At 73.5% G+C, this 26,496-nt stretch carries 13 protein-coding genes; 9 read left to right on the plus strand and 4 right to left on the minus strand.

Annotation, left to right across the window (positions count from 1 at the left end; all coding sequences use genetic code 11):
• Positions 1-22: 22 nt before the first annotated feature.
• The 5 genes from JQX11_RS01725 (at position 23) to JQX11_RS01745 (ending at position 7,917) form a co-directional block, all read left to right on the plus strand.
• A complete protein-coding gene (locus JQX11_RS01725) occupies positions 23-1,387 on the plus strand; it encodes a LacI family DNA-binding transcriptional regulator (protein ID WP_204923140.1) in 1,365 nt (454 codons plus the stop codon).
• Between the two features lie 485 nt (positions 1,388-1,872).
• Positions 1,873-2,856, plus strand: coding sequence for a LacI family DNA-binding transcriptional regulator (locus JQX11_RS01730; RefSeq protein WP_204923141.1), 984 nt, complete (start codon positions 1,873-1,875; stop codon positions 2,854-2,856).
• A 257-nt stretch (positions 2,857-3,113) separates the two neighbouring features.
• A complete protein-coding gene (locus JQX11_RS01735; RefSeq protein WP_204923142.1) occupies positions 3,114-4,493 on the plus strand; it encodes an extracellular catalytic domain type 1 short-chain-length polyhydroxyalkanoate depolymerase in 1,380 nt (459 codons plus the stop codon).
• Positions 4,494-4,595: 102 nt separating this feature from the next.
• Complete coding sequence (locus tag JQX11_RS01740) at positions 4,596-6,065, plus strand: arabinofuranosidase catalytic domain-containing protein (RefSeq protein ID WP_204923143.1); 1,470 nt, start codon at positions 4,596-4,598, stop codon at positions 6,063-6,065.
• 22 nt (positions 6,066-6,087) lie between these two features.
• Positions 6,088-7,917 (plus strand): alpha-galactosidase, encoded by a 1,830-nt coding sequence (locus JQX11_RS01745; protein WP_204923144.1) that lies wholly within the window; start codon positions 6,088-6,090, stop codon positions 7,915-7,917.
• Positions 7,918-8,076: 159 nt separating this feature from the next.
• On the opposite strand, the gene JQX11_RS01750 is transcribed toward JQX11_RS01745, so the two are convergent.
• Both JQX11_RS01750 and JQX11_RS01755 read right to left on the minus strand, forming a co-directional pair.
• A complete protein-coding gene (locus tag JQX11_RS01750; RefSeq protein ID WP_204923145.1) occupies positions 8,077-9,390 on the minus strand; it encodes an extracellular catalytic domain type 1 short-chain-length polyhydroxyalkanoate depolymerase in 1,314 nt (437 codons plus the stop codon).
• Between the two features lie 245 nt (positions 9,391-9,635).
• Complete coding sequence (locus JQX11_RS01755) at positions 9,636-11,030, minus strand: endo-1,4-beta-xylanase (RefSeq protein ID WP_204923146.1); 1,395 nt, start codon at positions 11,028-11,030, stop codon at positions 9,636-9,638.
• Positions 11,031-11,616: 586 nt separating this feature from the next.
• On the opposite strand from JQX11_RS01755, the gene JQX11_RS01760 reads away from it, so the two are divergent.
• Positions 11,617-12,696, plus strand: a complete 1,080-nt coding sequence (locus JQX11_RS01760) for an SRPBCC family protein (RefSeq protein ID WP_204923147.1) — start codon at positions 11,617-11,619, stop codon at positions 12,694-12,696.
• Positions 12,697-12,760: 64 nt separating this feature from the next.
• Here JQX11_RS01760 and JQX11_RS01765 read toward each other — a convergent pair whose 3' ends face one another.
• Positions 12,761-13,813 (minus strand): LacI family DNA-binding transcriptional regulator, encoded by a 1,053-nt coding sequence (locus tag JQX11_RS01765; protein WP_232377000.1) that lies wholly within the window; start codon positions 13,811-13,813, stop codon positions 12,761-12,763.
• Positions 13,814-14,265: 452 nt separating this feature from the next.
• Between JQX11_RS01765 and JQX11_RS01770 the strand changes: the two genes are divergently transcribed.
• Positions 14,266-16,383 carry a cellulase family glycosylhydrolase gene (locus tag JQX11_RS01770; RefSeq protein ID WP_232377001.1) on the plus strand — a complete coding sequence of 706 codons (2,118 nt, stop codon included), beginning with the start codon at positions 14,266-14,268 and terminating at the stop codon, positions 16,381-16,383.
• A gap of 82 nt (positions 16,384-16,465) precedes the next feature.
• Here the strand turns inward: JQX11_RS01770 and JQX11_RS01775 are convergent, their stop codons facing one another.
• On the minus strand, positions 16,466-19,324 hold the full coding sequence (locus JQX11_RS01775) for a condensation domain-containing protein (protein ID WP_204923148.1): 2,859 nt from the start codon (positions 19,322-19,324) through the stop codon (positions 16,466-16,468).
• Positions 19,325-19,463: 139 nt separating this feature from the next.
• On the opposite strand from JQX11_RS01775, the gene JQX11_RS01780 reads away from it, so the two are divergent.
• Together JQX11_RS01780 and JQX11_RS01785 are read left to right on the plus strand one after the other, a co-directional pair.
• Complete coding sequence (locus JQX11_RS01780) at positions 19,464-24,992, plus strand: non-ribosomal peptide synthetase/MFS transporter (protein WP_204923149.1); 5,529 nt, start codon at positions 19,464-19,466, stop codon at positions 24,990-24,992.
• Positions 24,989-26,494, plus strand: coding sequence for a class I adenylate-forming enzyme family protein (locus JQX11_RS01785; RefSeq protein WP_307826017.1), 1,506 nt, complete (start codon positions 24,989-24,991; stop codon positions 26,492-26,494). The genes JQX11_RS01780 and JQX11_RS01785 overlap by 4 nt, the downstream gene beginning before the upstream one ends.
• The last annotated feature ends 2 nt before the right edge of the window (positions 26,495-26,496 follow it).

The following is a 26,496-nucleotide window of genomic DNA, read 5'->3' on the forward strand; positions in this document are numbered from 1 at the left end:
TGACATCGAATACGATAGCTCCATGTCAGTTGGCTCCAGGCCTGGTCGACGGGCCCGTGGTGAGATCGAGGAGCTGCCCAGCGGCTCCCTGCGGGTGCGGGTGTACGCCGGCATCGACCCAGCGTCCGGGCGGCGGCGCTACCTCACCGAGACCGTACCCGCCGGGCCGGCCGCCGCGCGGCACGCCGAATCCGTCCGCAGCCGGCTGCTCGACACCGTACGACGGCAGCACGCGCGCACGCCGGCACCGCGCACCCCGGCCGACGACGCCCGGCCCGTCCCCGTCGACCCCACCCGCGACGCGCCCGTACCCGTCCCCACCACGGCCACCGGCACGCCGACCGGGCGGGCGGCGGGGCCGCAGCGGAGCAGCCGCCGGCGGGGCGAACCCACGCTGACCACCATCGCCCAACTGGCGGACGTGTCGGCGCCCACCGTGTCGAAGGTCCTCAACGGCCGCTCGGGGGTCGCCGCGGAGACCCGCGCCCGGGTGGAGGCGCTGCTGCGCGAGCACGGCTACCGCCGGCCGGAACTGGGCACCCCGCACGCCAGCATCGAGGTGGTCTTCTACGGCATGCAGAGCAACCTGGCGGTGACCATCATGCAGGGGGTGCAGCAGGTCGCCGGGGCGCACCGGTTCGCCGTCGGTTTCACCGACGCCCGCCGGCAGGTCTCGGAGGGCCGGTTCTGGGCCCGCGACCTGCTGGCCCGCCGCCCGACCGGGGTGATCGCGGTCCACCTCGGCTTCACCTCCGAACAGCACGCCCTGCTGGCGGCGAGCGCGATCCCGCTGGTGGTCCTCGACCCCACCGGCGAGCCGCCGCTGCACGCCGTCCCGTCGGTGACCTCGACCAACTGGAGCGGCGGCTTCGAGGCCGCCCGGCACCTGCTCGACCTCGGCCACCGCCGGATCGGGGTGATCTCCGGACCGACCGAACGGCTCTGCGCCAAGGCCCGGCTGGACGGCGCGCGGGCGGCCCTGGAGGCGGCCGGGGTCGGACTACCCGCGCGCTGGCTGCGCCACGGCCACTGGTTCTCCTTCGAGGACGGCCTCAACCACGGCCAGGAACTGCTCCGGCAGGACCCGGCACCGACCGCGATCGTGTGCGGCAACGACCTGCAGGCGCTCGGGGTCTACGAGGCGGCCCGGCTGGCCGGTCGGCGGATCCCCCGGGACCTCAGCGTGGTGGGCTTCGACGACATCCCGTACACCATGTTCTGCGGGCCGCCGATGACCTCGGTGCGGCAGCCGTTGACCGAGATGGGCGCCGTGGCGGCCCGGATGGTGCTGACCCTGGCCGCCAACGAGAGCCTCGCCCAGACCCGGGTGGAGCTGGCGACCACGCTTGTGGTGCGGGACAGCACCGCCGTCGCGTACGACCACTGAACCGGGCGGTGTCGGCGGATCGCAGAAACCTGTCCTTGTCGTTACCGAACGGTTTCGAGTAGCATCCGATTCGATCGATACGGCAGGTCGTCGTGGCATGGCTTGCCCACCGGTGGCGCACCGTCGACACGCCTCCGACGCACCGGTCGAGGACATGCTGCACCACAGGTCGGCCGGCCCGGCGCGACGCGGGCCGGGCCCCGCGAGGATCCAGGGAGGGACCAGGCCACCCGTAACCGCCAGTTCGCCCACCGCCCGCGCTCCGTGATGACGAATATCACGGCACGCGGACGACACTCGGCCGCGTCACCGACCCATCCGGGGCGACACGCCGCGTAGACTCTCGCTGATCCAGCGTTGTCCACGGCGTGTGCGCCCATGCCTCGTGTCCGTCGTCCCTGCCCGGACGCCGAGCCGGGTCGCTGCGCCGGCAACGGGCTGCGGGGCGGACCGAGAGGTGTGGGATGACTGTGCGCGCTCCAGCGATGAGAGACGTGGCCCGCCTCGCCGGAGTGTCCCACCAGACCGTGTCGCGGGTCCTCAACGGGCATCCGCACGTGCGGGAGCAGACCCGCCTGCGGGTCCAGGCCGCGATCACCGAACTCGGCTACCGGCCGAACCGGGCGGCCCGCACCCTGGTCACCGGACGGTCCCAGGTGCTCGGTGTGGTGGCGCTCAACACCACCCTCTACGGCCCGGCCTCCCTGCTGTCCGCGTTCGAACTCGCCGCGGCCGAGGCCGGCTTCGCGGTCAGCGTGGGCAGCGTGCGCAACCTGGACCGGACCTCCATCACCGCCGTCGTCGAACGGCACCTCGCCCACCGGGTCGCCGGGATCGTGGTGATCGCGCCGGTGGAGTCGGCCGGCGAGGCGCTGGAGTGCCTGCCCACCGACATTCCGCTGGTCACCGTGGACGGTGACCCCCGTCGACCGGTGCCGCTGGTCACCATCGACCAGGTGGAGGGTGGCCGGTTGGCCACCCGGCACCTGCTGGACGCCGGCCACCGCACGGTCTGGCACGTGTCGGGCCCGGCGGACTGGTTCGACAGCGCCGGGCGGATCGCGGGGTGGCGGGAGACGTTGCAGGCGGCGGGCGCGGAGATCCCGCCGGTGCTCCAGGCCGACTGGTCCGCCGCCTCGGGATACCGCTGCGGGCAGATGCTGGCCCGGACCCCGGAGGTGACCGCGATCTTCACGGCCAACGACGACCTCGCGCTGGGCGTGCTGCACGCGCTGCACGAGCACGGTCGGCGGGTGCCGGAGGAGGTCAGCGTGGTCGGCTTCGACGACGTGCCGGACGCCGCGTACTTCATCCCGCCGTTGACCACCGTCCGGCCGGACTTCGACACCGTGGCGGAGGCCAGCCTCGACCTGCTGCTCGCGCAGATCGACGCGGGCGTCGACCACACCCTGCGGCGGACCGTCTCCCCCACCCTGATCACCCGGGACAGCGTCGCCCCACCCCGGTGACCGGCCGGCCGCGTCGCCGCTGTCACCGTCGCAGGGCCCACCGCCGCCCCAGGCCCCGGCCGCGCCGGCTCCGTGCCGCGACCGCCAGCTATGGACAGCGGTCACTGTTAACGTTAACGTAACGACGTTCGTCAATTCTCGGGAACGACCCTCGGACCGCCCGGTGACCTCCTGTCGATCCCGGGCCCGGCCGACGCCGGCGTGGCGGCCCGTACCGCCCCCGGCGCGGCGCTCCCACCCCGGAAGAAAGGCCACCGATGAAGGGCAGTCTGCGCGCCGCGCTGGCAGCCGTCGTCCTCGGTGTCGCGGCAGCCACCGTCCTGGTGACGGCACAGCCAGCGACCGCGGCGACCCTGACCAGAGTGACGGGATTCGGCAACAATCCCACCAACCTCAACATGTACCTGTACGCCCCGAACAACCTGGCGCCCCGGCCGGCGCTGCTGCTGCTGGTGCACTACTGCGGCGGCTCGGCCAGCGGAATCTTCAACGGCAACGGGCGCGACTTCGTGACCGCCGCCGACCGCTACGGCTACCTCATCGTGGTGCCCGAGGCCACCCGCAGCGGGAACTGCTTCGACGTCTCCACCCCCGCCGCGCTCACCCGCAACGGCGGCGGTGACTCGACCGGGATCATGTCCATGGTCGCGTACGCCCGGCAGCGTTACCCGGTCGACCCGGCCCGGATCGTGGTCTCCGGCTTCTCCTCCGGCGCGATGATGACCAATGTGCTCGCGGCGCAGTACCCCGACGTGTTCTCCGCCGCGTCGGCGTTCTCCGGCGTGCCGGCCGGCTGCTTCGCCACCACCGACGGCTCACTGTGGAACAGCAGGTGCTCCGGCGGCAACGTGATCAAGACAGCGCAGCAGTGGGGCGACCAGGCCCGCGCCATGTACCCCGGGTACACGGGCCGCTATCCCCGGATGCAGCTGTGGCACGGTGCGACGGACACCACCCTGGCGTACCCCAACTTCGGTGAAGAGATCAAGCAGTGGACCAACCTGCACGGGTTGAGCACCACGCCCACCGTCACCGACCGTCCCCAGTCGTCCTGGACCCGCACCCGGTACGGCGGGACGGGGTCACAGGCCCCCGTCGAGGGGATCAGCATCGCCGGGGTGGGTCACCAGCTGCCGATGGCCGGACAGCTCGCGTACGCCATCACCTTCCTCGGCCTGGACGGTAGCGCCCCGACGCCGACCCCCACCCCGACGGCCACCCCCACCCCCACCCCCACGCCGACGGTCACGCCGACCCCGACGCCGACGGTCACCCCGACCTCCACCCCGACGCCCACGCCGACGTCGTCGCCGCAGTCGGGGGCCTGCCGGGTCACCGACACGATCAGCGCGTGGAACAACGGGCTCACCGCGAGCATCACCATCGTCAACACCGGGAGCACGACGATCGACGGCTGGTCCCTGGGGTTCACCCTGCCCGCCGGGCAGGTGATCACCGGCGGCTGGAACGCCAGCTACGCGCCGAGCAGCGGCCAGGTCACCGCCACCAACGTCAGCTACAACGGCACGCTGGCCCCTGGGGCGTCGACGACGATCGGTTTCCAGGCCACCCACACCGGCAACGCCGCCGCCCCCGCGACGTTCACCCTCAACGGTGCGACCTGCGTGACCGCCTGACCCGCCACGGCCGGGTCACCCCGTCGTCGTCCCCGCGCGGCGGCGGAGGGTGACCCGGCCGCCGGGGCGTACCGCACCATCCGTCCACCACCAGGAGATCCCGTGCGAGAAAACCGATTCCTCCGCCGACGGCCGGCGCTGGTCGCCGCCACCGCCACCGCCCTCCTGCTCGTCACCGCCGCCGCCACCCAGACCCCGGCCTCGGCCGCCACCGCCGGCTGCCAGGTGAACTACACCGTCAGCTCGTCCTGGCAGGGTGGTTTCGGCGCGAACGTGACCATCACCAACCTCGGCGACCCGGTGGACGGGTGGCGGCTGACCTGGAGTTACGCCGCCGGACAGACCATCACCCAGCTCTGGAACGGCAGTTTCACCCAGGCCGGCGCCCAGGTCACCGTCACCAACGCCAGCTACAACGGCGCGATCCCCACCAACGGCACCGCCAGCTTCGGCTTCAACGGCTCCTGGACCGGCAGCAACCCCGCCCCCACCGCGTTCAGTCTCAACGGCACCACCTGCACCGGCGGGGTGAACCCCACCACCGGGCCACCGCCGACCACCCCACCGCCGACCACGCCGCCGCCCACCACCCCGCCACCGACCACGCCGCCGCCCGGCACCAGCCAGCCGTGTGACATCTACGCCGCCGGCGGCACCGCCTGCATCGCGGCGCACAGCACCACCCGGGCGCTCTACGCCGCCTACAACGGCTCGCTCTACCAGGTGCGCCGGTCCTCGGACAACACCACCCGCAACATCGGGGTGCTGTCGCCGGGCGGGCGGGCCAACGCCGCCAGCCAGGACAGCTTCTGCGCGAACACCACCTGCGTCATCACGATCATCTTTGACCAGTCCGGACGCGGCAACAACCTCGGCTACCAGGGTGCCGGCGGCGTCGGTGGCGCCGTCCAGCCGGCGGTCGCGAACAAGGAGTCGGTGACGGTCGGCGGGGACAAGGTCTACTCGCTCTACATCCCCGGCAAGAGCAGCTACTGGCGTGACGGGCACCTGACCGGGGTGCCGACCGGCTCCGCGCCCGAGGGCATGTACATGGTCACCAGCGGTACCCACGTGAACAGCGGCTGCTGCTTCGACTACGGCAACAGCGAGACCACCAGGCGGGCCGACGGCGCGGGCGCGATGGACGCGATCTACTTCGGCACCAGTTGCTGGTTCGGCGGCTGCTCCGGCTCCGGCCCGTGGGTGCAGGCCGACCTGGAGTACGGCCTCTACCCCGGCGGCAGCAGCTCGTGGAACTCCAACCAGCGGGCGTTCACCAGCAAGTTCGTCACCGCCACCCTGAAGAACAACGGCACCTCACGCTTCGCCATCAAGGGCAGCAACGCCCAGTCCGGCAGCCTCTACACCCTCTACGACGGGTCGCTGCCGCGCGGGTACAGCCCGATGCGCAAGCAGGGCGCGATCATCCTGGGCAGCGGCGGGGACTGCTGCATCGACAACACCAACCAGAGCGTCGGCACGTTCTACGAGGGCGCGATGGTCGCCGGCTACCCGTCGGACGCCACCGAGAACGCGGTGCAGGCCAACATCACCGCCGCCGGATACCGCTGACCCCGATGGCCGAGGAGGTCCGATGCAGCACCGTGTCACTTCTGCGGCGACCCGACGGGTGGCCGTCCTGCTCGCCACCGCCCTCCTGCTCGTGACGGGCCTGGTCGGCGCGGCCGGGCCCCAACCGGCGCAGGCGTGGGACAACGGCGTCGCCGACACCCCGCCGATGGGGTGGAACAGCTACGACTCGTTCAACTGGAGCGTCACCGAGGCCGACGTGCGGGCCAACGCCGACTACATGGGCGCGAACCTGCGCCAGTACGGCTGGCAGTACATCGTCGTCGACTGGGGCTGGTACTTCCCCGGGCAGCACAACGGCAGCCCCAACCAGGACGCCAACCTGCAACCCCGGCTCCGGATGGACGCCAACGGGCGGCTGCTGCCCGACACCACCCGGTTCCCGTCGGCGGCCGGCGACAACGGGTTCAAGCCGCTGGCCGACCACGTGCACGCCCAGGGGCTGAAGTTCGGCGTACACCTGATGCGGGGCATCCCGCGGCAGGCGGTCGCGGACAACGTGCCGATCCTCGGCACCTCGTGCCGGGCCAACCAGATCGATGCCGGCAACAGCGCGGCCTGGCTCAACCTGATGTGGGGGCTGGACATGTCCAACCCCTGCGCGCAGGCGTACCTCGACTCGGTGTTCCAGTTGCTGGCCGGGTGGGGCGTCGACTTCGTCAAGGTCGACGACATCGCCGCGCCGACGTACCGGCAGGCGGAGGTCGAGGGCTACCGGACGGCGATCGGGCGCAGTGGCCGGCCGATGGTGCTGAGCCTGTCGCCGGGGGCGACGCCGCTGTCCGCCGGCCCGCACGTGCAGAGCAACGCGCACATGTGGCGGATCGTCAACGACCTGTGGGACAACTGGTCGTCGGTGGACGCCCTGTTCGACCAGTTACGCAACTGGACGCCGTACCGCAGGACGGGGGCCTGGCCCGATCCCGACATGATCCCGATCGGCCGGCTGTCGAAGTACGGTCCGGTCGGCTCGCCGCGCTACTCGAACCTCAGCGCGGACGAGCAACGCACCCTCATGTCGCTCTGGGTGATCAACCGGGCCCCGCTGATGTGGGGCGGCAACCTGGTGGAGAACCGGCCGGCGGAGCTGGCGTTGATGACCAACAGCGCGGTGCTGGCGGTCGACCAGCGCAGCGCCAACAACCGGCAGCTCACCGGCGGCACCCGGCAGGTGTGGGTCGCCGACGTGCCGGACAGCACGGACCGGTACGTCGCGCTGTTCAACCGGGAGGGTGCGGCGGCCACCGTGTCGCTGAACCTCGCCGAGCTGGGCATCGGCTCGGCCACCGCGACCGACCTGTGGTCCGGTGCGGCCCTGGGCACCTCGACCGGGACGTTCAGCCGCTCGCTGCCCGCCCACGGCGCCGGGCTCTACCGGCTGACGCCGCAGACCACCACCCCGACCCCGACGACCGCGACGCTGACCGCCCGGCACAGCGCGAAGCTGCTGGACGTCAGCAACGCCGCCACGACCGACGGCGCGAACGTCGTGCAGTGGGCCGCGAACGGTCAGGCCAACCAGCGGTGGCGGTTCTCCGACGTCGGCGGCGGCTGGTCCACGGTGGTGAGCGTCAACAGCGGAAAGTGCCTCGACGTCTACGGCGGTGCCGGCACGACCGCGGACGGCGCCCGGGTGGTGCAGTGGACCTGCAACGGGGGCACCAACCAGCAGTGGCGGCTCCAGGACGTCGGTGACGGCTGGGTGCAGCTGGTGGCCCGGCACAGCAACAAGTGTCTCGACGTGCTCAACGCCGGGCTGACCGACGGGGTGCAGGTCGTGCAGTGGACCTGCGGCACCGGCGCCAACCAGCAGTGGCGGCGGACGCCGGTGTGACGCGGCGGGGACTCCTCCGCCGGTGAGGGAGGCGCAGGGCCGGGTTCGCTCCCCGGCCCTGCGCCCTGTCGGAGGTCGCCCGGGTGTTCGGGCGCGACGGGGCTCCGGGCGGAGCACCTCTGCGGGGGGTGCGCCGCCCGGAGCCGTCGGCCGCGTCGGTCAGCTGGCGGTGCAGGTGGGGGTCATCCCCGCCCCGCTGCCGTTGCCCTGGAACCCGAACTCGGTCGACTGACCCGCACCGAGCGCACCGTTGTAGTCCACATTCGTGAACCGCACCGTCCCGGAACTACCACTGGCCGTCGCCGACCACGTACCGGTCACACTCGAACCACCAGGCAACGTCATGCTCACCGTCCACCCACGCGTACCCGACGAACCCGCGGTCACCTTCACCGTGGCCACGAAACCACCGGTCCACGAATTCAACGACACCGACGCCGAACAGCCGCCCGTGGCCGGCGGGGTCGTCGGCGGCGGGGTGGTCGGGTTCGGCGGCCCGGTGGTGGGGTTCGGCGGGGTGGTCGTCGGGTTCGGCGGCGGGGTGGTGGGGCTGGCGCTGTCGAAGCCGAGGAAACGGACGGCCTGGGCGGCGTCGAACGGGATGGAGTGCCCGTAGCCCTGGAAGCTGATCGCCTCCACCGGCGGCGTGCCACCGGTGCCGCCGTAGCGGGTACGGGTGGCGCTGGTCTGCGGGTAGTCGGTGGAGCTGGGGGTCTGCGAGACACCGAGCACGTTGGTCCACTGCTTGACCTGCTCGCCGAAGTTGACGTAGCTCAGCGTGGTGTCGGTGGTGCCGTGCCAGATCTGCATCCGGGGCCGCTTGCCGGTGTAGCCGGGGTAGGCGTTACGGACCAGGTCACCCCACTGCTGCGGGGTCTTCACGATCCGCCCGCCGGAGCACTCGCTGTTCCACTCCGAGCCGTTGGTGGTGGCGAAGCAGCCGAACGGCACGCCGGACGAGCTGACGCCGGCGTTGAACACGTCCGGGTAGACCCCCGCCATCACGTTGGTCATCATCGCGCCGGAGGAGAACCCGGCGACGCCGATCCGGTTCGCGTCGACCGGGTAGCGGTTGCGCACGTAGTCGATCATCGACATGAGGCCCACGGGGTCGCTGCCGCCGTTGCGCCGCAGCGCCTGCGGGGAGGAGACGTCCCAGCACTTGCTACTACGGGTCACCGACGGGTAGATCACGATGTAGCCGTAGCGGTCGGCCAGCGAGCTGAGCCCGTAGCCGGTGTGCAGCGCCGGGCCGCTGCCGGTGCAGTAGTGCAGCGCCAGCAGCAGCGCCGGCCGGGCGGCCACCCGGTCGGGCACGTACAGGTGCATCTGCAGGTTGGTCGGGTTGGTGCCGAAGTTGGTCACCTGGGTCAGCGTCGCGGCCGACGCCGGGTTGGGGGCCGCGACCACGGCGGTGACGGTCGCCAGCGCGGTCGCCAGCGCGGCGGCCAGCAGTGCGAGTCGGGGTTTCATCGACGGTTCCTCTGTCGGAGTCGGTGGTCAGCGACGGACGACGGGCCGTCCCGGCGTACGGGGCGACGGTCCGGACTGGCCTGGTCCGGGGCTGGCCGACGATGGTCCGGCCGGGCGCGTCGCACCGGCCGGCGGGTGGGGGATGCACCGCCGGCCCGACCCGGTGCACCCGGGTCGGGCCGGCGGCGGTGGTAGTCAACTCACGGTGGTACTCAACTGACTGTGGTACTGGAGTGAGGCGGTACTCAGCTGGCGGTGCAGGTGGGGGTCATCCCCGCCCCGCTGCCGTTGCCCTGGAACCCGAACTCGGTCGACTGACCCGCACCGAGCGCACCGTTGTAGTCCACATTCGTGAACCGCACCGTCCCGGAACTACCACTGGCCGTCGCCGACCACGTACCGGTCACACTCGAACCACCAGGCAACGTCATGCTCACCGTCCACCCACGCGTACCCGACGAACCCGCGGTCACCTTCACCGTGGCCACGAAACCACCGGTCCACGAATTCAACGACACCGACGCCGAGCACCCCGACCCACCCGGAGGGGGCGTCGTCGGGTTCGGCGGCGTGGTCGTCGGGTTCGGCGGGGTGGTGGTCGGGTTCGGCGGCGTGGTCGTCGGGTTCGGGATGCCCGGACCCGCGTTGAGCGCGTTCAGCACCGAGTCGTACGCCGGCTTCTTGTTGCCGTTGCAGTCGAACAGCAGGGCGTTGTCGGAGCCGCGCCACGAGTCGCAGTCGCGCACCCCCCACACGGTGATGCCGGCACACCGGGAGATGGCCATGCAGGACCGGGTGACCGTGCCGAAGATGTTGGCCTGGTTGCCGCCGGTCATCACGTCCAGCTCGGTGATCTGCACCTCCACGCCGAGGTCGGCGAAGCGCTGGAGGTTGGCCTGGTAGTCACCCGGGATCGTGGTGCCCAGGTGGGACTGGAAGCCGACGCAGTCGATCGGCACGCCCCGGGACTTGAAGTCCCGCACCATGTTGTAGACGCCCGTCGACTTCGCGTTGACCCCGTCGGTGTTGTAGTCGTTGTAGCAGAGCTTCGCGCCCGGGTCGGCGGCCCGGGCGGCCCGGAACGCCGCCTCGATCCAGTCGTTACCGGTGCGCTGCAGGTTCGAGTCACGACGCCCACCGCTACCGCCGTCGGCGAACGCCTCGTTCACCACGTCCCACGCGTAGATCTTGCCGCGGAAGTGGGTGGCGACCTGGGTGACGTGGTTGATCATCGCGCTGCGCAGCGCGCTGCCCGACATGCCCTGCGCCCAGCCCGGCTCCTGCTGGTGCCAGAGCAGCGCGTGGCCACGCACGCTCATCCCGTTGGCCTGGGCGTGGCTGACGATCCGGTCGCCGCCGGTGTAGTTGAACCGGCCCTGCTGCGGCTCGGTGGCGTCCCACTTCATCTCGTTCTCGGCCACGATCGAGTTGAACTCGCGGTTGAGAATGGTGGTGTAGGTGCTGGTGGACAGCTTGCCCGTCGCGACCGCCGCGCCGAAGTAGCGGCCCTTCTCGGCCGCCGCCGCCCGCAGGGTCGTCCCGGCGCTGGCTGCGGGGGCCATCGCCAACGTCATCCCGACGGTGAGTGCGCCGGCCACGGCGAGGGTCGCCGTGGCCAGTAGGGCTCTCTTGGGTCTCATGTCGCATCCTTCTCGAGGTGGGTGCAGCGGTGGTGGTGCTGAGTTGCCCGGTTCCCGGTGCGGTGGGTCGTGCCGGCCGGCGGGGTCCGCCGTCCAGTCGGCCAGGACGGACCATCGTGGCCGCCGTACCCGGCCCGGACGAGGGACAGTCGGCGATGTCCCGGTCGCGGTCCGTGCCGGCCGTCGACCCCGGTGACCTCGACGCCGGGGCCGCAGCCCGGATCGGCGAGAGGATCACCCGCTGTGGGCAACGGCGCAGCGCCTCCCGAAAAGGGCGCCATGATCCTCCTTCGAGGAGACCGGGCCGGCCGTCGACGGAGTCGTCCCGCCCCTGCTCGGGGCCGGTCGCGCCGTCGCCGGCAGCTACTGATGGGAAATCCTGACCCGACGTCCCACATGCCCTGGGGGGACGTCGCGATCCGAGGCTCGACCAGCACGGCTCGCCCGGTGAGCCATCAGGTGCGGTGGTCCTCGACATCGACTGTGAGCGATAACATGTGTTTCGTCAAGTCGTACCGCAGTGAGCTGGGTCGATCGTGGCGACCAGATTCACTTAGGGGGCGTGCGGGCCGTAGAGTCTCTCGCCGTGATCGAGATCGGCACGCAGGTCGACCTGCCGCACCCCGCCGACCGGGTCTGGCGCGCGGTGACCGATCCGGCGCTGCTGGCCCGCTGGTTCGCCGGGGCCGAGGCGGTGCCCGACCGGCCGGGCCGGTGGCGGGTGGGCACCGCGGGGCTGCCCGGCTTCGACGGCGACGTCGAGATCGCGGCCGTGCGCCAGCGGGCGCCGGAGCTGCTCGTGGTGCGGTGTGTCGAGGGGACGCGGCACACCGAGCTGACCTTCGTCCTCACCACCACCGCCGAGGGCTGCCGGGTGACCGTCCGGGAGACCGTGCAGCAGGGCGACTGGTCCGCCGGGCAGGGCGCGCGGCGCGAGGAGTGTTACCGGCAGTCGCTGGCCGGACGCCTGCCCGCGCTGCTCGACTGGCTGGCGTTCCGCGAGGTCGACCTGCGGCGGGACAGCGCCGCGCCGACCGCCGTGCTGCCGGTGGCGCTGATGGCGGACGTGGCCCGGCCGTCGACCCGGGGCCGTACCGGTTGGGTGGTGGTCGGGTCGGGCACGGCGGCGCTGGCGCTCGGACTGGCCGGCTGGGCCCTGCTGCCACCGGAGCGGGAGGAACCGACCGGGGCGGCTCCGGTGGCGCCGTCGGTGCGCCCGACCGCCACGCCGAGCCCGTCGCGGTCCGTCGTGTCGGCACGCCCGACGTCGGCCCCGCCGTCGCGCAGCGCCCCGCCGAGCCGGTCGCCGTCGGCTACCCCGTCGCGGACCCCCACCCCGACCCCGGCGGTCGCGGGGCCGCTGGACGCCCGGTACGCGACGGTGTCGACCCGGGTCTTCGGGTACACCGGGGAGGTGGTGGTCGCCAACCCGGGCGCGACGCCGGCCACCGGTTGGACGGTCGTCGTCACGCTGCCCCGGGGCAGTTCGGCGGCGGAGGTGACCGGCGCCGACTGGCGACAGGACGGGCAGTCGGTCACCTTCACCGGCCCGGCCGTCGCGGCGGGCGGGACGCAGGCCATCCGCTTCGACGTCCGCACCGCCGACCCGGTCACCAAGGCACCCCAGGGCTGCACGCTCGACGAGCGCCCCTGCGCCGGGCTGTGAGCGACGCCCCCGCGCCGGCCGGGGTCCGTCGTGAACCCGGGCGGCGGCGACCCGGCGTCGCCGGTCAGGCGGGCGGTGGCGCGGTGCTGTGGCGTACGGTCAGGGTGGTCGCCAGCTCCAGGCGGACCTGGCCGGTCGGTTCCCCCCGCCCGAGGGCGAGCGCCAGTTCGGTGGCGGTGACCGCCATCTCGCGCAGCGGCTGGTGCACGGTGGTCAGTGCCGGGTCGACCAGGGTGGCCACCGGCAGGTCGTCGAAGCCGACCACGCTGAGGTCGGCGGGAATCCGTAGCCCGAGCGCGCGGGCGGCCTGGTAGACCCCGACGGCCTGCAGGTCGTTGCCGGTGCACACCGCCGTCGGCCGGTCGGGGCGACGCAGCAGGTCGAGGGCGGCGGCCCGGCCGTCGGCGTCGGTCAGGCCGGCGTGCCGGACCAGGTCGGACGCCACCGGCAACCCGGCGGCCTCCAGGGCGGAGCGGTAGCCGTCGAGCCGGGCCCGGCAGCACAGGACGTGCTCCGGGCCGGCGACCATCGCGATCCGCCGGTGGCCGAGCCCGATCAGGTGGCGGGTGGCCGACCGGCCGCCGGCCCAGTTCGTCGCGCCGACGAACGGGACGTCCTCGGGCAGCTCGGTGGTGGGGTCGAAGACCACGAACGGAATGCCCCGGGCACGCAGCAGCCGGTGCTGTTCCGCGTCCAGCTGGGCCACCATGACCAGGCAGTCCGGCCGCCGGGCGAGGGTGTCGTCGATCCAGTACCGGATCGCGTTGCGCTGCGGCCCGAACTCGGTGAGGACGACGCCGACGCGGTGCTGCCGGGCCACCCGCTCGACCCCCCGGATGATCTCCAGGCCCCACATGTCCTCGATCTCGTCGAAGACCAGTTCCATCATGTTGCTGCGGGTGACGGGGGCGGCCCTGCGGTAGCCGTGCCGGCTGATCGCCGCCTCGACCCGGGCCCGGGTGTCCGCCGCGACGCCGGACCGACCGTTGATCACTTTCGACACGGTCGGCACCGACACACCGGCCGACGCGGCGATCGCCGCGATCGTCACGGGTCTGCCGGGATCGGCGAGCGACACCAGGTCGCCGCCCGGCCCGCCCGACTCGACGTGGCTCAACCCGGCCTCCTCCCCGGCGGTGGCTGCCGGTCACGCCGGCGGCTCCGCACGCGACCGGGCCGCCGGCACCGCCGCGGGGACCGCCGGCATCGTTCAGGGGGACCCAGGATAACCCGACCATCGATGTCCGCTCTCCGGGTGCGGGGTACCGCCGGGACGGAAACTTTCCCTCAGTTACCGAAACTGTTCCGTGAGCACACCCGATCCGGCGGCGGGTCATCGCCGTCGGGTGGACCCAGGGGGTGAACCGACCAGCTCATTGACGCACGTCGACCGATACTTGTAAGGTCTGCGACGGAAACTTTCCGGGAGAGTTGTCCGATCGTTTCCAGGCGGGAGCCTCGCCACTCACCGTGGACGCCCCGGGCAGCGTCCACACCCGCCCGTTCCGGCCGGGCCGCCGGACGGCCATCCCCCACCCACCGGTGTCATCCCGGCGAGGAGTTCCCCTGATGAGTACCCAGCACCTCCGACGAATGCGACAGCGGGCCGGCCTGCTCGCCGGCACCCTCGCCGCGCTGCTCCTGGCGGGCCTGATGGTCGCCGGCAACGCCCAGGCCGCCGCCGGCTGCCGGGTGGCGTACACCGTGCCGGCCCAGTGGCAGGGCGGTTTCACCGCCGACGTCCAGGTCACCAACCTCGGCGACCCGGTCAACGGCTGGAGCCTGGCCTGGACCTTCCCGGCCGGCCAGCGCGTCACCCAGGCGTGGAACGCGACGACCACCGCCGCAGGCGACCAGGTCACCGCGAAGAACCTCAGCTACAACGCGGCGATCGCCACCAACGGCACCGTCTCCTTCGGCTTCAACGGGTCGTGGACCGGCAGCAACCCGGTGCCGACCTCGTTCACCCTCAACGGGGTCGCCTGCACCGGGGGTGTGGGCACGCCGACGCCGACCGGCACCACCGCGCCGCCGTCCCCGACGGTCTCCCCCTCCCCGACGACCTCGCCGACGACCTCGCCGTCGCCGTCACCCGGTGGCGACCCGATGGCGGCGGTGGCCGCGATGCAGCCCGGCTGGAACCTGGGCAACACCCTCGACGCGATCCCCGACGAGACCGCGTGGGGCAACCCGCTGACCACCCAGGCCCTGCTACGGCAGGTGCGCTCGCAGGGCTACCGCAGCATCCGCCTCCCGGTGACCTGGACCGACCACACCGGGCCGGCCCCGACGTACACCATCGACCCGGTCTGGTTGGCCCGGGTCCGCCAGGTGGTCGACTGGTCGCTCGCCGAGGGCTTCTACGTGATGATCAACCTGCACCACGACTCGTGGCAGTGGCTCAACGGCTACCCGGGCGACCGCACCACCGTCATGAACCGGTACACCGCGCTGTGGACCCAGATCGCCACCACGTTCCGCGACCACTCGGCCAAGCTGGTGTTCGAGAACATCAACGAGCCGCAGTTCACCGGCACCGCCGACGACGCCCAGGGCGACGAGGTGCTGCGGGAGCTGCACCTGGCGTTCGTCCGCCTGATCCGCCAGTCCGGCGGCGGCAACGCCACCCGGCTGCTGGTGCTGCCCACCCTGCACACCAGTGGCGAGCAGGCCCGGATGGACGCGCTGAACACCACGATCAGCCAACTGCGCGACCCCAACATCGCCGCGACCATCCACTTCTACGGGTACTGGCCGTTCAGCGTGAACATCGCCGGGGGCACCCGCTACGACAGCAACGTCGAACAGGACCTCGTCGGCACCTTCGAGCGGGCCCGTGCCTCGTTCGTCGCCCGGGGCATCCCGGTGATCATCGGGGAGTGGGCGCTGCTCAGCTACGACTACACCCGGCCCGGCATCATCGAACGCGGGGAACTGCTGAAGTTCTTCGAGGCGGTCGGCTACCACGCCCGCACCCGCAACCTCACCACCATGCTCTGGGACGCCGGCTCGTTCCTCAACCGCAACACGTTGCAGTGGCGGGACCAGGGCATCTACGACCTGATGAAGGCGAACCTGACCACCCGCTCGGCCACTGCCTCCTCCGACCAGGTCTACCTGCCGCGCAGCGGCACCATCACCGCCAAGTCGCTCACCCTCAACCTCAACGGCACGTCGTTGCAGGGCCTGCGGCAGGGCGGCACCAACCTGGTCGCCGGCACCGACTACACCGTCTCGGGCAGCACCCTGACGCTGACCGCGTCGGCGCTGACCCGACTCGCCGGCAACCGCGCCGCCGGGGTCAACGCCACCATCGAGGCCCGCTTCTCCCAGGGCGTGCCCTGGCAGATCAGCATCATCTCCTACGACCCGCCGAGCCAGTCGGCGGCCAGCGGGACGACCGCCTCGTTCGCCGTCCCCACCCAGTTCCGGGGCGACCAGCTCGCCACCATGGAAGCCAAGTACGCCGACGGCAGCGGCGCCGGACCGGCCAACTGGACCTCCTACAAGGAGTTCTGGACGCACTTCCAGCCGGACTACACCGCCAACACCATCCTGCTGAAGCCGGAGTTCTTCGCCGAGGTCAACGACGGCCAGGTCACCCTGACCTTCCACTTCTGGAGCGGCACGCAGAAGACGTACCGGATCACGAAGTCCGGGAGCACCGTCACCGGCAGCCCGGCCTGAGCCGGCCGGGGCGTCGCGGACGATGGACCGCGACGCCCCGGCCGAAGGGGTGAGGGTGTCCCGCCGGGCCTCAGGGACACCCTCACCCCGCCGGGGACCACGGCCAGGGCACGTCGTGGAAGGCGGCCTCGACCAGCAGCGCCTCCACGCCGGACAGCAGCCGCCCGGCCCGCTCCACCGGCAGGTAGCGGGTGTCGGCGGTGACGGCCAGCTCCACCGCGCCGGGGGCGTCGCGCACCTGCACCCGGCAGCGCCACGCGAACCGGTCCAGCTCCCCCACCCAGCGCACCGCGTCCGGTACCACCATCGCCCGCAGGGCCGCCTCGTCCGGGCCGGGCACCCCCGGGTGCACCTCGGGGGCGAGCCGGGTGTCGTTGAGGTAGCACAGCGGGGCCAGCACGCTGCGGTGGTCGTCGCCCCGCCCGGTGAACGCCCGCTCGAACTCCACCGGGTCGTAGTAGGCGTGCCGGTAGGCGTCCAGGCCAGCCCGCCCGGCCCGGGACAGCAGGGTGCCGAAGTCGGGCCGCCCGGTCAGGTCGAGCCGGCACAGCCCGATCTGGTTGAGGGTGGCGACCGCCCGGTCGTACCCGGGTGGGAACCGGTTGTTGGCCATCACCACGATGCCGCAGGCGTCCTGCCCGGTGCCGCCGTCGAGCACGGCGGCGGTCGCGGCGAGCAGGGCGGTGGAGGTGCTGACGCCGTGCCGGGTGGCGACCAGCCGGGTCGCGTGCAGCACCGCCGGGGAGACCAGTGAACCCTGCCGGTAGCGGGGCCCCGGACCGGTCCCGACCGGGTCGGCCAGGGTCATCGGCAGGCCGGGGAACTGCCGCAGCCAGTACGCCACCGCCCGCTGCGACCGCCGCTGCTGCACCGTGCGCTCCTGCCCGGCGACGTCCAGCGACTGGAGGCCGGGTGGGTCGTCGGCCGTCCCGCGCAGCAGCAGCAGACGCAGGTCCCGCAGCACGGTGGCCGCCGCGTGGAAGTCGACGGCGCAGTGGCTGAACACCAGCACGACCTGTCGTACCGTGTCGGCCACGGTGACCAGCGCGACCCGCAGCGGATACTCGACGGCGTGGTCGAACGGCGACCCGGCCAGTCGCGTGGCCAGCTCCGCCGCGACCCGCGCGCCGTCCGGGTCGTCGGCCGGCCGGGGTACGGCGTGCACGCCCACCGGCAGCCGTCCCGCCGCCGACGCCTCCTGGCACAATTGCCCGTCATAGGGGCGGACCCGGGTACGCAACGACTCGTGCCGGGCGAGCAGCGCACCCATCGCCCGTACCGCCCGGGGGACGTCCACGCCGGCCCGCACCGAGACCGCCAGGGTGCGGGGCAGGGTGAGCACCCGGTACGCCGCGGGGGCCTGAAACTCCGCCACCGTCCGCCACATCGCCCGCTGCCCCCAGGTCAGCGGCGCGGTCGCGACCCGTCCCCCGGCGAACTCGGCGTACGTCGACCCGTCGGCGGCGGTCGTCCGCTCGACCGGCTCAGCGGCTGCGGTCGCGGTGAGGGCTGTCCCGGTGCCAGTTGTCACGGTGCCAGTTGTCACGGTGGGGGGTGACCAGGGCCAGGGGACGTCGTCGAAGGCGGCCCGCACCAGCAGCTCCTCAAGGCCGCGCAGGAACGGCTCGACGGTCTCCAGCGGAAGCTGCCGGGTGTCGACGGTGAGCGTGACGCCCACCCCGGCCGGCTCGTCCACCACGTGGGTCAGCAGGTGCCAGGCCGCCCGGTCGAGCCCCGCCGTCCAGCCGAACGTGCTGCCGGTCGTGGCCGCCCGCAACGCCTCCGGGGTCACCGCCGGCAGCCGGTCGACGCCGCCGACCGGCAACCGGACGTCGTTGAAGTAGTGGTACGGCTGGAACGCCGACGCCGGGTCGACGCCCCGTTGCTCGAATCCGAGCCGCAGCGCGACCGGGTCGTAATACGCGTGCCGCAACGCGTCCAGGGACACCCGCCACACCCGGGACAACAGCTCCCCGAAATGGGGGCGACCGGACAGGTCCAGCACGCCGAAACCGATCTGGCCGAGATTGGCGACGGCATTGGCGTACCCGGCCCGAAACCGATTGTGGGCCATCGGGAAAATGCCGGTGCGCTCCCGGTCACCGTGGCCGGCGGCCATCGCCGTCACCCCGGCCAGCAGCACCGCGGAACCGCTGACCCGGTGCCGGGCGGCGATCAGCCGGATGGCCGTGTCGACGGCCGCGGAGACCAGCACGCCCCGTCGCCACGGCGGGGTGAGGCCCGGACCCGGCGCGGGCAGCGGCGACGGGGGCAGCATGTCGAACTCCCGCAGCCAGTGCCCGACCGCCCGCGCCGAACGACCCTGGTCGGTCCCGTGCTGCCAGCGGGCCACGTCCACCGACTGCGGGCCGGCCGGGGTGGGCAGGCCGCCGCGCAGCACGAGCAGCCGCAGGTCCCGCAGCACCACCTCGGCGGCGTGCGCGTCCACGGTGGAGTGGCTGAACACCACCACGATCTGCCGTACCCGGTCGCCGACGGTCACCAGCGCGACCCGCAGCGGCCACTCGGCGGCGTGGTCGAACGCGACGTCACCGAACCGGCCGGCGACCTCCCGGGCGGCCCGCGCACCGTCGTCGACCCCGGGGCTGACCAGCAGCGGCAGCACCCCGGCCGCCGCCGTCTCCTGGCGGGGCACGTCGTCGACGACCCGTACCCGGGTGCGCAGGGCACCGTGCCGGCCGACCAGCGCGCCGACCGCCCGGACCACGGCGGCGGGGTCCGCCCCGGCCCGCGCGGACACCGGCACGGTGCGGCGCAGGTTGAGGAAGACGTGGTTGGAGCCGTACCGGGCGAGGGAGCGCCACATCACCTGCTGGGCCCACGTCAACGGCGCCGACCCGGCCCCGTCGCCGGAGAACTCGGCGGACAGCAGCGTCTCCGACGCCCATTGCGCGGGCACCACCACGTCAGCGAATCGCATTCCCGACCGTACGACGCACCGACCGTCGCCGAATCGCTCGAAGGTGCTTTCCATAGTGGACCGATCAGCCGATCCGACGGTTCGGGCCCGCCGGGCAGACTACTGGCCACTGCCCGCACCGTTTCGAGTAAGGCGCCGCGTGACGAACGTTGACGTACCGACGCGGGCCGCCCCGCCGCATTCCACCATCCCCCGGGCCGAAGGATTTCCCCGGCTGTCATTCGCCCAGGAGCGGATCTGGTTCACCGAACAGCTCTCCCCCGGCACCGCCGCGTACGTCGTCCACGCGACGGTGCGGCTGCGCGGGGCGTTCGACGTCGACCTGCTGCGCGCCGCCCTCGACGCCACCGCCGCCCGGCACGACAGCCTGCGGATGCGGTTCACCGAGAACGCCGACGGGGAGCCGGTGGTGACGGTGCTGCCCGAGGTACGGGTGCCGGTGACCGTCGCCGACGCGCCGGGCACCGACGCCGCCCACGCTCTCGTCGCCGACTCCGTGCACACCCCGTTCGACCTGGCCGTCGCGCCGCTGCTGCGGGTGCTCGTCGTCCGGCTGGCCGACACCGAGCACCTGCTGCACCTGGCGATGCACCACATCGTCAGCGACGGCTGGTCGCTGGACCTGCTGCTCGGCGAGATCGCCGCCGGCTACGCCGCGCTGCGCGACGGCGGCGACCCGCCCGAACCGCCGACCACCGGGTACGTCGACTACGCCGGCTGGCAGCGGGACCGGCTCGACGGGCCGCCGACCGGCGACGGGTTCACCCACTGGATCCGCGCGCTGGCCGGGGTGCCGCCGCTGGAGCTGCCCACCGACCGGCCCCGCCCGGCCGTGCAGTCGTACGCGGGCGCGACCCACCGGTTCACCGTCGACGCCGACCTCACCGACGGGCTGCGCCGGCTGGGCCGCGCCCACCGGGCCACCCTCTACATGACCCTGCTCACCGGCCTGCAGGCCGTGCTGTTCCGCTACAGCGGGCAGCGGGACTTCGCCGTCGGCTCCCCGGTGGCCGGGCGGGTGGTGCCCGAGCTGGAACACCTCGTCGGCCTGTTCGTCAACACCCTGGCCCTGCGCGCCGACCTCTCCCCGGACCCGGCGACCGCCGCCGAGCCGGGCTTCGCGACCCTGCTGCGCCGCAACCGGGGCACCGTGGTGCGCGCCCTGGCCCACCAGGAGATCCCGTTCGAACGCCTGGTCAAGGAGCTGAACGTCACCCGCGACGTCGCCCGCGCCCCGGTGTTCCAGGTGTTGTTCACCCTGCAGAACTACGCCCGGGGCGGCAACCGGTGGCCCGCCGGCCTGCACGCCGAGCCGGTCGGCACCGACGCGGCCAGTGCCCGCTTCGACCTGGCGCTGTACGTCGCGGAGAGCGCCGACGGGCTGCGCGGCACGTTCGTCTACCACACCGACCTGTTCGACGCCGGCACCGTCGCCGGACTGGCCGAGAGCTTCCGGGCCCTGCTGCGCGCCGCCGTCGCCGAACCAGACCGGCCCGTGGTCGACCTGGACCTGCTCGACCCGGCCGGCCGGGACCGGCTGCTGGCCCTCGCCGGGGACCCGGCCGGCAGGCCACCGTCGGGCACCGGGGTCACCGGGGCGGCGGTCACCCTGGCCGACCTGATCGACCCGCACGTCGCCGCGAGCCCCGACGCGCCGGCCGTGGTCTGCGGCACCGACCGGATCGGCTACCGGGAGCTGGACCGGCGGGCCAACCGGCTCGCCCACTGGCTGCGGGCCCGGGGGGTGGGCCCGGACCGCCTCGTCGGGGTGCTGCTGGAGCAGTCGGTCGAGCTGGCCGTGACGCTGCTCGGGGTGCTGCGGGCCGGCGGCGCGTACCTGCCGCTGGACCCGGAGCAGCCCGCCGCCCGGCTGGGGTTGATGCTCGCCGACGCCCGACCGACCGTGCTGCTGACCGGCACCGGGCTGCGCGACCGGCTGCCCGCCGGGACGGCGGCGACCTGCCTGGACGAGATCACCGCCGAGGTCGACGCCCAGCCGGACGACCGACCTGCCACCGGGGTGGGCGGCGGGCACCTGGCCTACGTCATCTACACCTCCGGCTCGACCGGCACCCCGAAGGGGGTGGCCGTGCCGCACCGGCCGGTGCTGCGCTATCTCGACGGGGTGGCGGACCGGTTCGGGATCGCCCCCGCCGCCCGGTACGGGCTGTTGCAGTCGATGTCGTTCGACTTCGCCGTCACCGTGTTCTATCTGGCGCTGGCCACCGGCGGCGCGGTGCACCTGCTGCCCCGCCGGGGTACCGGCGCCGAACTGGCCACCCGGCTGCGCGACGAACGGATCGACTACCTGAAGATCACCCCGTCGCACCTGGCCGCGCTGACCGCCGACACCGCACCGGAGGACCTGCTGCCGGCCCGCGCGCTGATCCTCGGGGGTGAGGCGTCCGACCTGGAGCGGATCGCCCCGCTCGCCGCCGGGCCGACCCGGGTGTTCAACCACTACGGGCCCACCGAGGCCACCGTCGGCGTGGCCACCTACCGGGTGCCGGCCGACGCGCCGCAGGTCGGCCCGGTGCCGGCCGACGCGCCGCAGGTCGGCCCGGTGCCGACCGGCCGGCCGCTGCCGTACGCCTCGGTGCACGTGCTCGACGAGCGGATGCGCCAGGTGCCGGTCGGGATGCCCGGTGAGCTGTACCTGGGCGGTGACCGGCTCGCCCGGGGCTACCTGCGCCGGCCCGGCCTGACCGCCGAACGGTTCGTGCCCGACCCGTACGGGCCGCCGGGGGCCCGGCTGTACCGCACCGGCGACCTGGCCCGCTGGCGGGCCGACGGGGAACTGGTCTTCCTCGGCCGGCGCGACCACCAGGTGAAGATCCGTGGTTACCGGGTCGAGCTGGGCGAGGTGGAGGCCACCCTGCGGGACTGCCCGGGGGTACGCCAGGCGGCGGTGCTGCTGCGCGACGACCGGCTGGTGGCCTACCTGGAGGTGGAGCCGGACGCGGCCGGCCCGGACCCGGCGCGCTGGCGTCGCCTGCTCGCCGGGCGGCTGCCCGAGCACATGGTGCCCACCCGCTGGGTGGTGCTGGACCGGCTGCCGTTGCAGGAGCACGGGAAGGTGGACCGACGGGCCCTGCCCGAGCCGACCGACGACGGCCCGACCGGCGAGCGGGTGCCCCCGGTCGGGCCGGTGGAGACGCTGGTGGCCGACGTGTGGCGGGCGGTGCTCGGGGTGCCCGAGGTCGGCGTCACCGACGACTTCTTCGACCTGGGCGGGCACTCGCTGCTGGCCACCCGGGTGGTGGCCCGGCTGCGCCGGGAACTGCCCGCCGTCGTCGACGGGCCCCCGCCGACGGTCAGCGTGATGGACCTGTTCCGCCACCGCACCGTACGCGAGCTGGCGGACCTGGTCGCCGGGCCCGACGCCGGCCGGGCCGGGCTGCTGCACGAACTCACCCCGCCGGTGCCCGCCGCCGACCGGGTCGCCACCCTGCTCTGCGTCCCGTACGGCGGGGGCAGCGCGGTGGTATACCAGCCGCTGGCCGACGCGCTGCCGGCCGGGTACCGGCTGCTGTCGGTGGCCGTACCCGGACACGACATCGGCCTCGCCGACGAGCCCGCGCCGATCGCCGACGTCGCCGCCGACGTGGTCGCGGAGGTGCTGGGCCGGGTCACCGGCCCGCTGATCGTGTACGGCCACTGCGGCCCCGGCGGGGCGCTGGCCGTGGAGGTCGCCCGCCGGTTGGAGGCCGCCGGACGGGACCTGCTCGCGGTCTACCTCGGTGCGGTGTTCCCGTTCGCCCGGCCCGCCGACGGGCCGCTCGCGCCGCTGCTGCGGCTGCGGCTGGCCGAGCGGCTACGCAGCGACCGGATCTACCGCACCTGGTTGCAGGCGCAGGGCACGGCCGTCGGCTCGCTCGCCCCCGACGAGGTGCGGTTCCTGGTGCGGGCGATGCGGCACGACGCCCGGGTCAGCGAGGACTACTTCACCACGCTGATGCGTCAGCGGGTCACCCCGCTGCGGGCACCGGTCGTTTCCGTGGTCGGCGAGCGGGACCGCAGCACCGACTACCACGAGGAGCGGTACCGGGAGTGGCACTTCCTCAGTGACCGCACCGCCCTCGCCGTGATCGACGAGGGCGGGCACTACTTCCTGAAGTACCGGGCCGCCGAACTGGCCGAGATCGTCACCGACGTGCACCGGCGGCTCGACGCCCCGCCCCGGCCCGTCGCGGACGGGTCACCGGCCATGCCACCGCCCTGGCAGCTCGCCGCCGTCTCCCGCACCGACGGGCCCCCGACGGACGACGGTGACCGGGACCGCGGCGACCCGCCGCCGAGCCTGCGCCGCTTCGGCCTGGTCGCCGGCGGTCAGGTCGTCTCCGGGCTGGGCACCGCGCTGACCACCTTCGCGATCCCACTGTGGATCTACACGCAGACCGGGTCACTCGCCCGGTTCGCCCTGTTCGCCGTGCTCGGCCTGCTGCCCGGCCTGCTGGTCGCGCCGCTGGCCGGGGCGCTGATCGACCGCACCAGCCGGCGGCGGGTGCTGCTGTGCGCCGGGCTCGCCGCCGGCAGCGCCAACGCGGTGCTCGCCGGGCTGGTGTTCACCGACCGGGTACAGGTGTGGCACTTCTATCCGCTGGTCGGCTGGCTGTCGGTGGCGCTGGCCTTCCAACGGCTCGCGTTCGTCTCGGCGGTGCCGCAACTGGTGCCCAAACGCTTCCTCGGGCACGCCAACGGCCTCACCCAGACCGCCGTCGGCCTCACCCAGTTCACCGTGCCGCTGCTCGCCGTGGCCCTGCTGGAGACCGTCGGGCTGCGCGGCATCCTGCTCATCGACGTGGCGTCGTACCTGTTCGCGGTGGGGGTGCTGGCGGTCGTCCGGTTCCCCCGCACGCTGGCCCTGCGCCGCCGCGAGGGCATCGGCACCGAGATCGTCGCCGGGCTGCGCTACGCGCTGCGGCGTCGGGAGTTCCGCGCCATGCTGGCGTTCTTCGCCGCGCTGAACTTCTTCCTGTTCCCGGTGCTGTTCCTGCTCTCCCCGCTGGTGCTCGGCTTCGCCGACCTCACCGACGTGTCCCGCGTCGCGCTGACCGGCGGGGTCGGCGCGGCCACCGGCGGCCTGGTGATGCTGCTCTGGGGTGGCCCCCGCCGCCGTCGGATGCGGGCGGTGCTGCTGGGCACCCTCGGCATCGCGGTGGCCGCCGTGCTGACCGGGCTGCGGCCCAACCTGCTGCTCATCGGGGCCGGCGCGTTCGGCATGTACCTGGCGCTGGGCATCGTCAACGGCGTCTACCAGACGATCATCCAGACCAAGGTGCCGGCGCGGGTGCACGGCCGGGTGTTCGCGGTCAACCAGATGGTCGCCCAGTCCACCCTGCCGCTGGGCTGGGGCCTCGTCGCCCCGTTCGCCGCCCGGGTGGTGGAGCCGACGCTGCTGCCCGACGGGGCGCTGGCCGGCACCGTCGGCGCGGTGCTCGGGGTCGGACCGGGTCGCGGGCACGGGCTGCTCTACGTGTTGTTCGGGGTCTGCATCGCGCTGACCGCGCTGGTGTCGCTGGCCACCCCCACCCTGGCCCGGTTCGACGACGAGGTGCCCGACGCGCCCCCGGACGACCTGGTCGGCCTCGAGGAACGCCGGACCCGGACGACCGGCCCCGCCGACCGGACCCCGGTGGGCGTCGGGGCGGCGGGAGGGTCGCGGTGACCACGACACCCGCCGGGACGCCACCGCCGCGTACCCTGCCGGAACTGCTCGACTGGCGTACCGGGCTGCACCCGGACCGGGTGGCGGTCGAGGTGCACCAGGTGGCCACGCTGACCTTCGCCGGGTGGTCCGCCGGGGCACGGGCCGTCGCCGCCGCGCTGCGCCGTCGGGGGCTGCGCCCCGGCGACCGGGTCGGCCTGGTCTTCGGCCCCCGCGACTGGGTCCGGTACGCGGTGACGTACTGCGGGGTCCTGTGGGCCGGCGGGGTGGCGGTGCCGCTGTCCGACCGGCTGGCCGCCGGGCAGCTCGGCTACGCGCTCACCCACTGCGCGGCCACCGCCGTCGTGCACGGCGACGACACCCCCGCCCCGCCGGCCCCACCCGGCGTGGCGGTGTACGGCGACGCCGAGCTGCGCGCCGACCGGCCCGACGACGGGGACCCGTCCGCCGCCCGCCCCGGCGACCTCGCCCAGATCCTCTACACCTCGGGCACCACGGGCCGGCCCAAGGGGGTGGCCGCCCGGCACGCCAACCTCACCGCCGGTGCGCCGCACCACCCACGCCGGCTGGCCCTGGCCCACTCGCAACGGTTCCTGCACGCCTTCGCGATCGGCACCAACGCCGGGCAGACGATGCTGCTCAACGCGTTGACCGCGAAGGCCGCCGCGCTCACCCTGCCCCGGTTCACCCCGGTCCGGTTCGCCCGGCTGGTCGCCGCCCCCGGCACCGGGACGGTGTTCGTGGTCCCGTCGATCGCCATCGAGCTGCTCGACTCCGGCGCGCTGCGGGACCGCGACACCAGCGGCGTACAGCTGATCGGGTCCACCGCCGCGCCGCTGCCACCGGCGGTCGCGGCCCGGCTGGCCACGGCCTTCCCGCAGGCCACGATCGTCAACTACTACACCTCCACCGAGGCCGCCCCGGCGCAGACCACGATGATCTACGACCCGGCCCGGCCGGACGCGGTCGGCCGGCCGGTCGGCGGGCAACTCATGGTCGCCGACGCCGACGGCCGCCCGCTGCCCGCCGGGACGACAGGCGACGTGTGGCTGCGCGCCCCGCACCCGCGCGCCTACTACCGCGACGACGCGGCGAACCGGGCCACCTTCCGCGACGGCTGGGTGCGGATGGGCGACGTGGGCCGGATCGACGCCGACGGCTACCTCTACCTCACCGACCGGCACCAGGACGTGATCAAGACCGGTGCGTTCAAGGTCTCCACCGTCGAGGTCGAGGCGGCGCTGCACGAGCATCCGCTGGTCGCCGAGGTGGCCGTGGTGGGGGTGCCGCACCCGGTGCTCGGCTCGGCGGTGGCCGCCGCCGTCGTGGCCCGACCGCAGGCCGGCCCGGACGGGCTGACCCTGCCGGCGCTGCGTGGCTTCCTCGCCGACCGGCTCGCCGACCACCAGCTGCCCGCCCGGCTGCTGCTACTGGACCGGCTGCCCCGCAACGAAGGCGGCAAGGTGCTCAAACGGCAGCTCACCGCCCTGTTCGACAACTGACC

Origin of the sequence: Micromonospora humida, from assembly GCF_016901255.1 — a bacterium.
Taxonomy (GTDB): domain Bacteria; phylum Actinomycetota; class Actinomycetes; order Mycobacteriales; family Micromonosporaceae; genus Micromonospora; species Micromonospora wenchangensis.

Coding starts and splice junctions, on each gene's coding strand:
- JQX11_RS01745 (WP_204923144.1), top strand. CDS start 6,088: ATGCAGCACCGTGTCACTTCTGCGGCGACCCGACGGGTGGCCGTCCTG.
- JQX11_RS01755 (WP_204923146.1), bottom strand. CDS start 11,030: ATGAGACCCAAGAGAGCCCTACTGGCCACGGCGACCCTCGCCGTGGCC.
- JQX11_RS01735 (WP_204923142.1), top strand. CDS start 3,114: ATGAAGGGCAGTCTGCGCGCCGCGCTGGCAGCCGTCGTCCTCGGTGTC.
- JQX11_RS01775 (WP_204923148.1), bottom strand. CDS start 19,324: ATGCGATTCGCTGACGTGGTGGTGCCCGCGCAATGGGCGTCGGAGACG.
- JQX11_RS01730 (WP_204923141.1), top strand. CDS start 1,873: ATGAGAGACGTGGCCCGCCTCGCCGGAGTGTCCCACCAGACCGTGTCG.
- JQX11_RS01725 (WP_204923140.1), top strand. CDS start 23: ATGTCAGTTGGCTCCAGGCCTGGTCGACGGGCCCGTGGTGAGATCGAG.
- JQX11_RS01750 (WP_204923145.1), bottom strand. CDS start 9,390: ATGAAACCCCGACTCGCACTGCTGGCCGCCGCGCTGGCGACCGCGCTG.
- JQX11_RS01770 (WP_232377001.1), top strand. CDS start 14,266: ATGAGTACCCAGCACCTCCGACGAATGCGACAGCGGGCCGGCCTGCTC.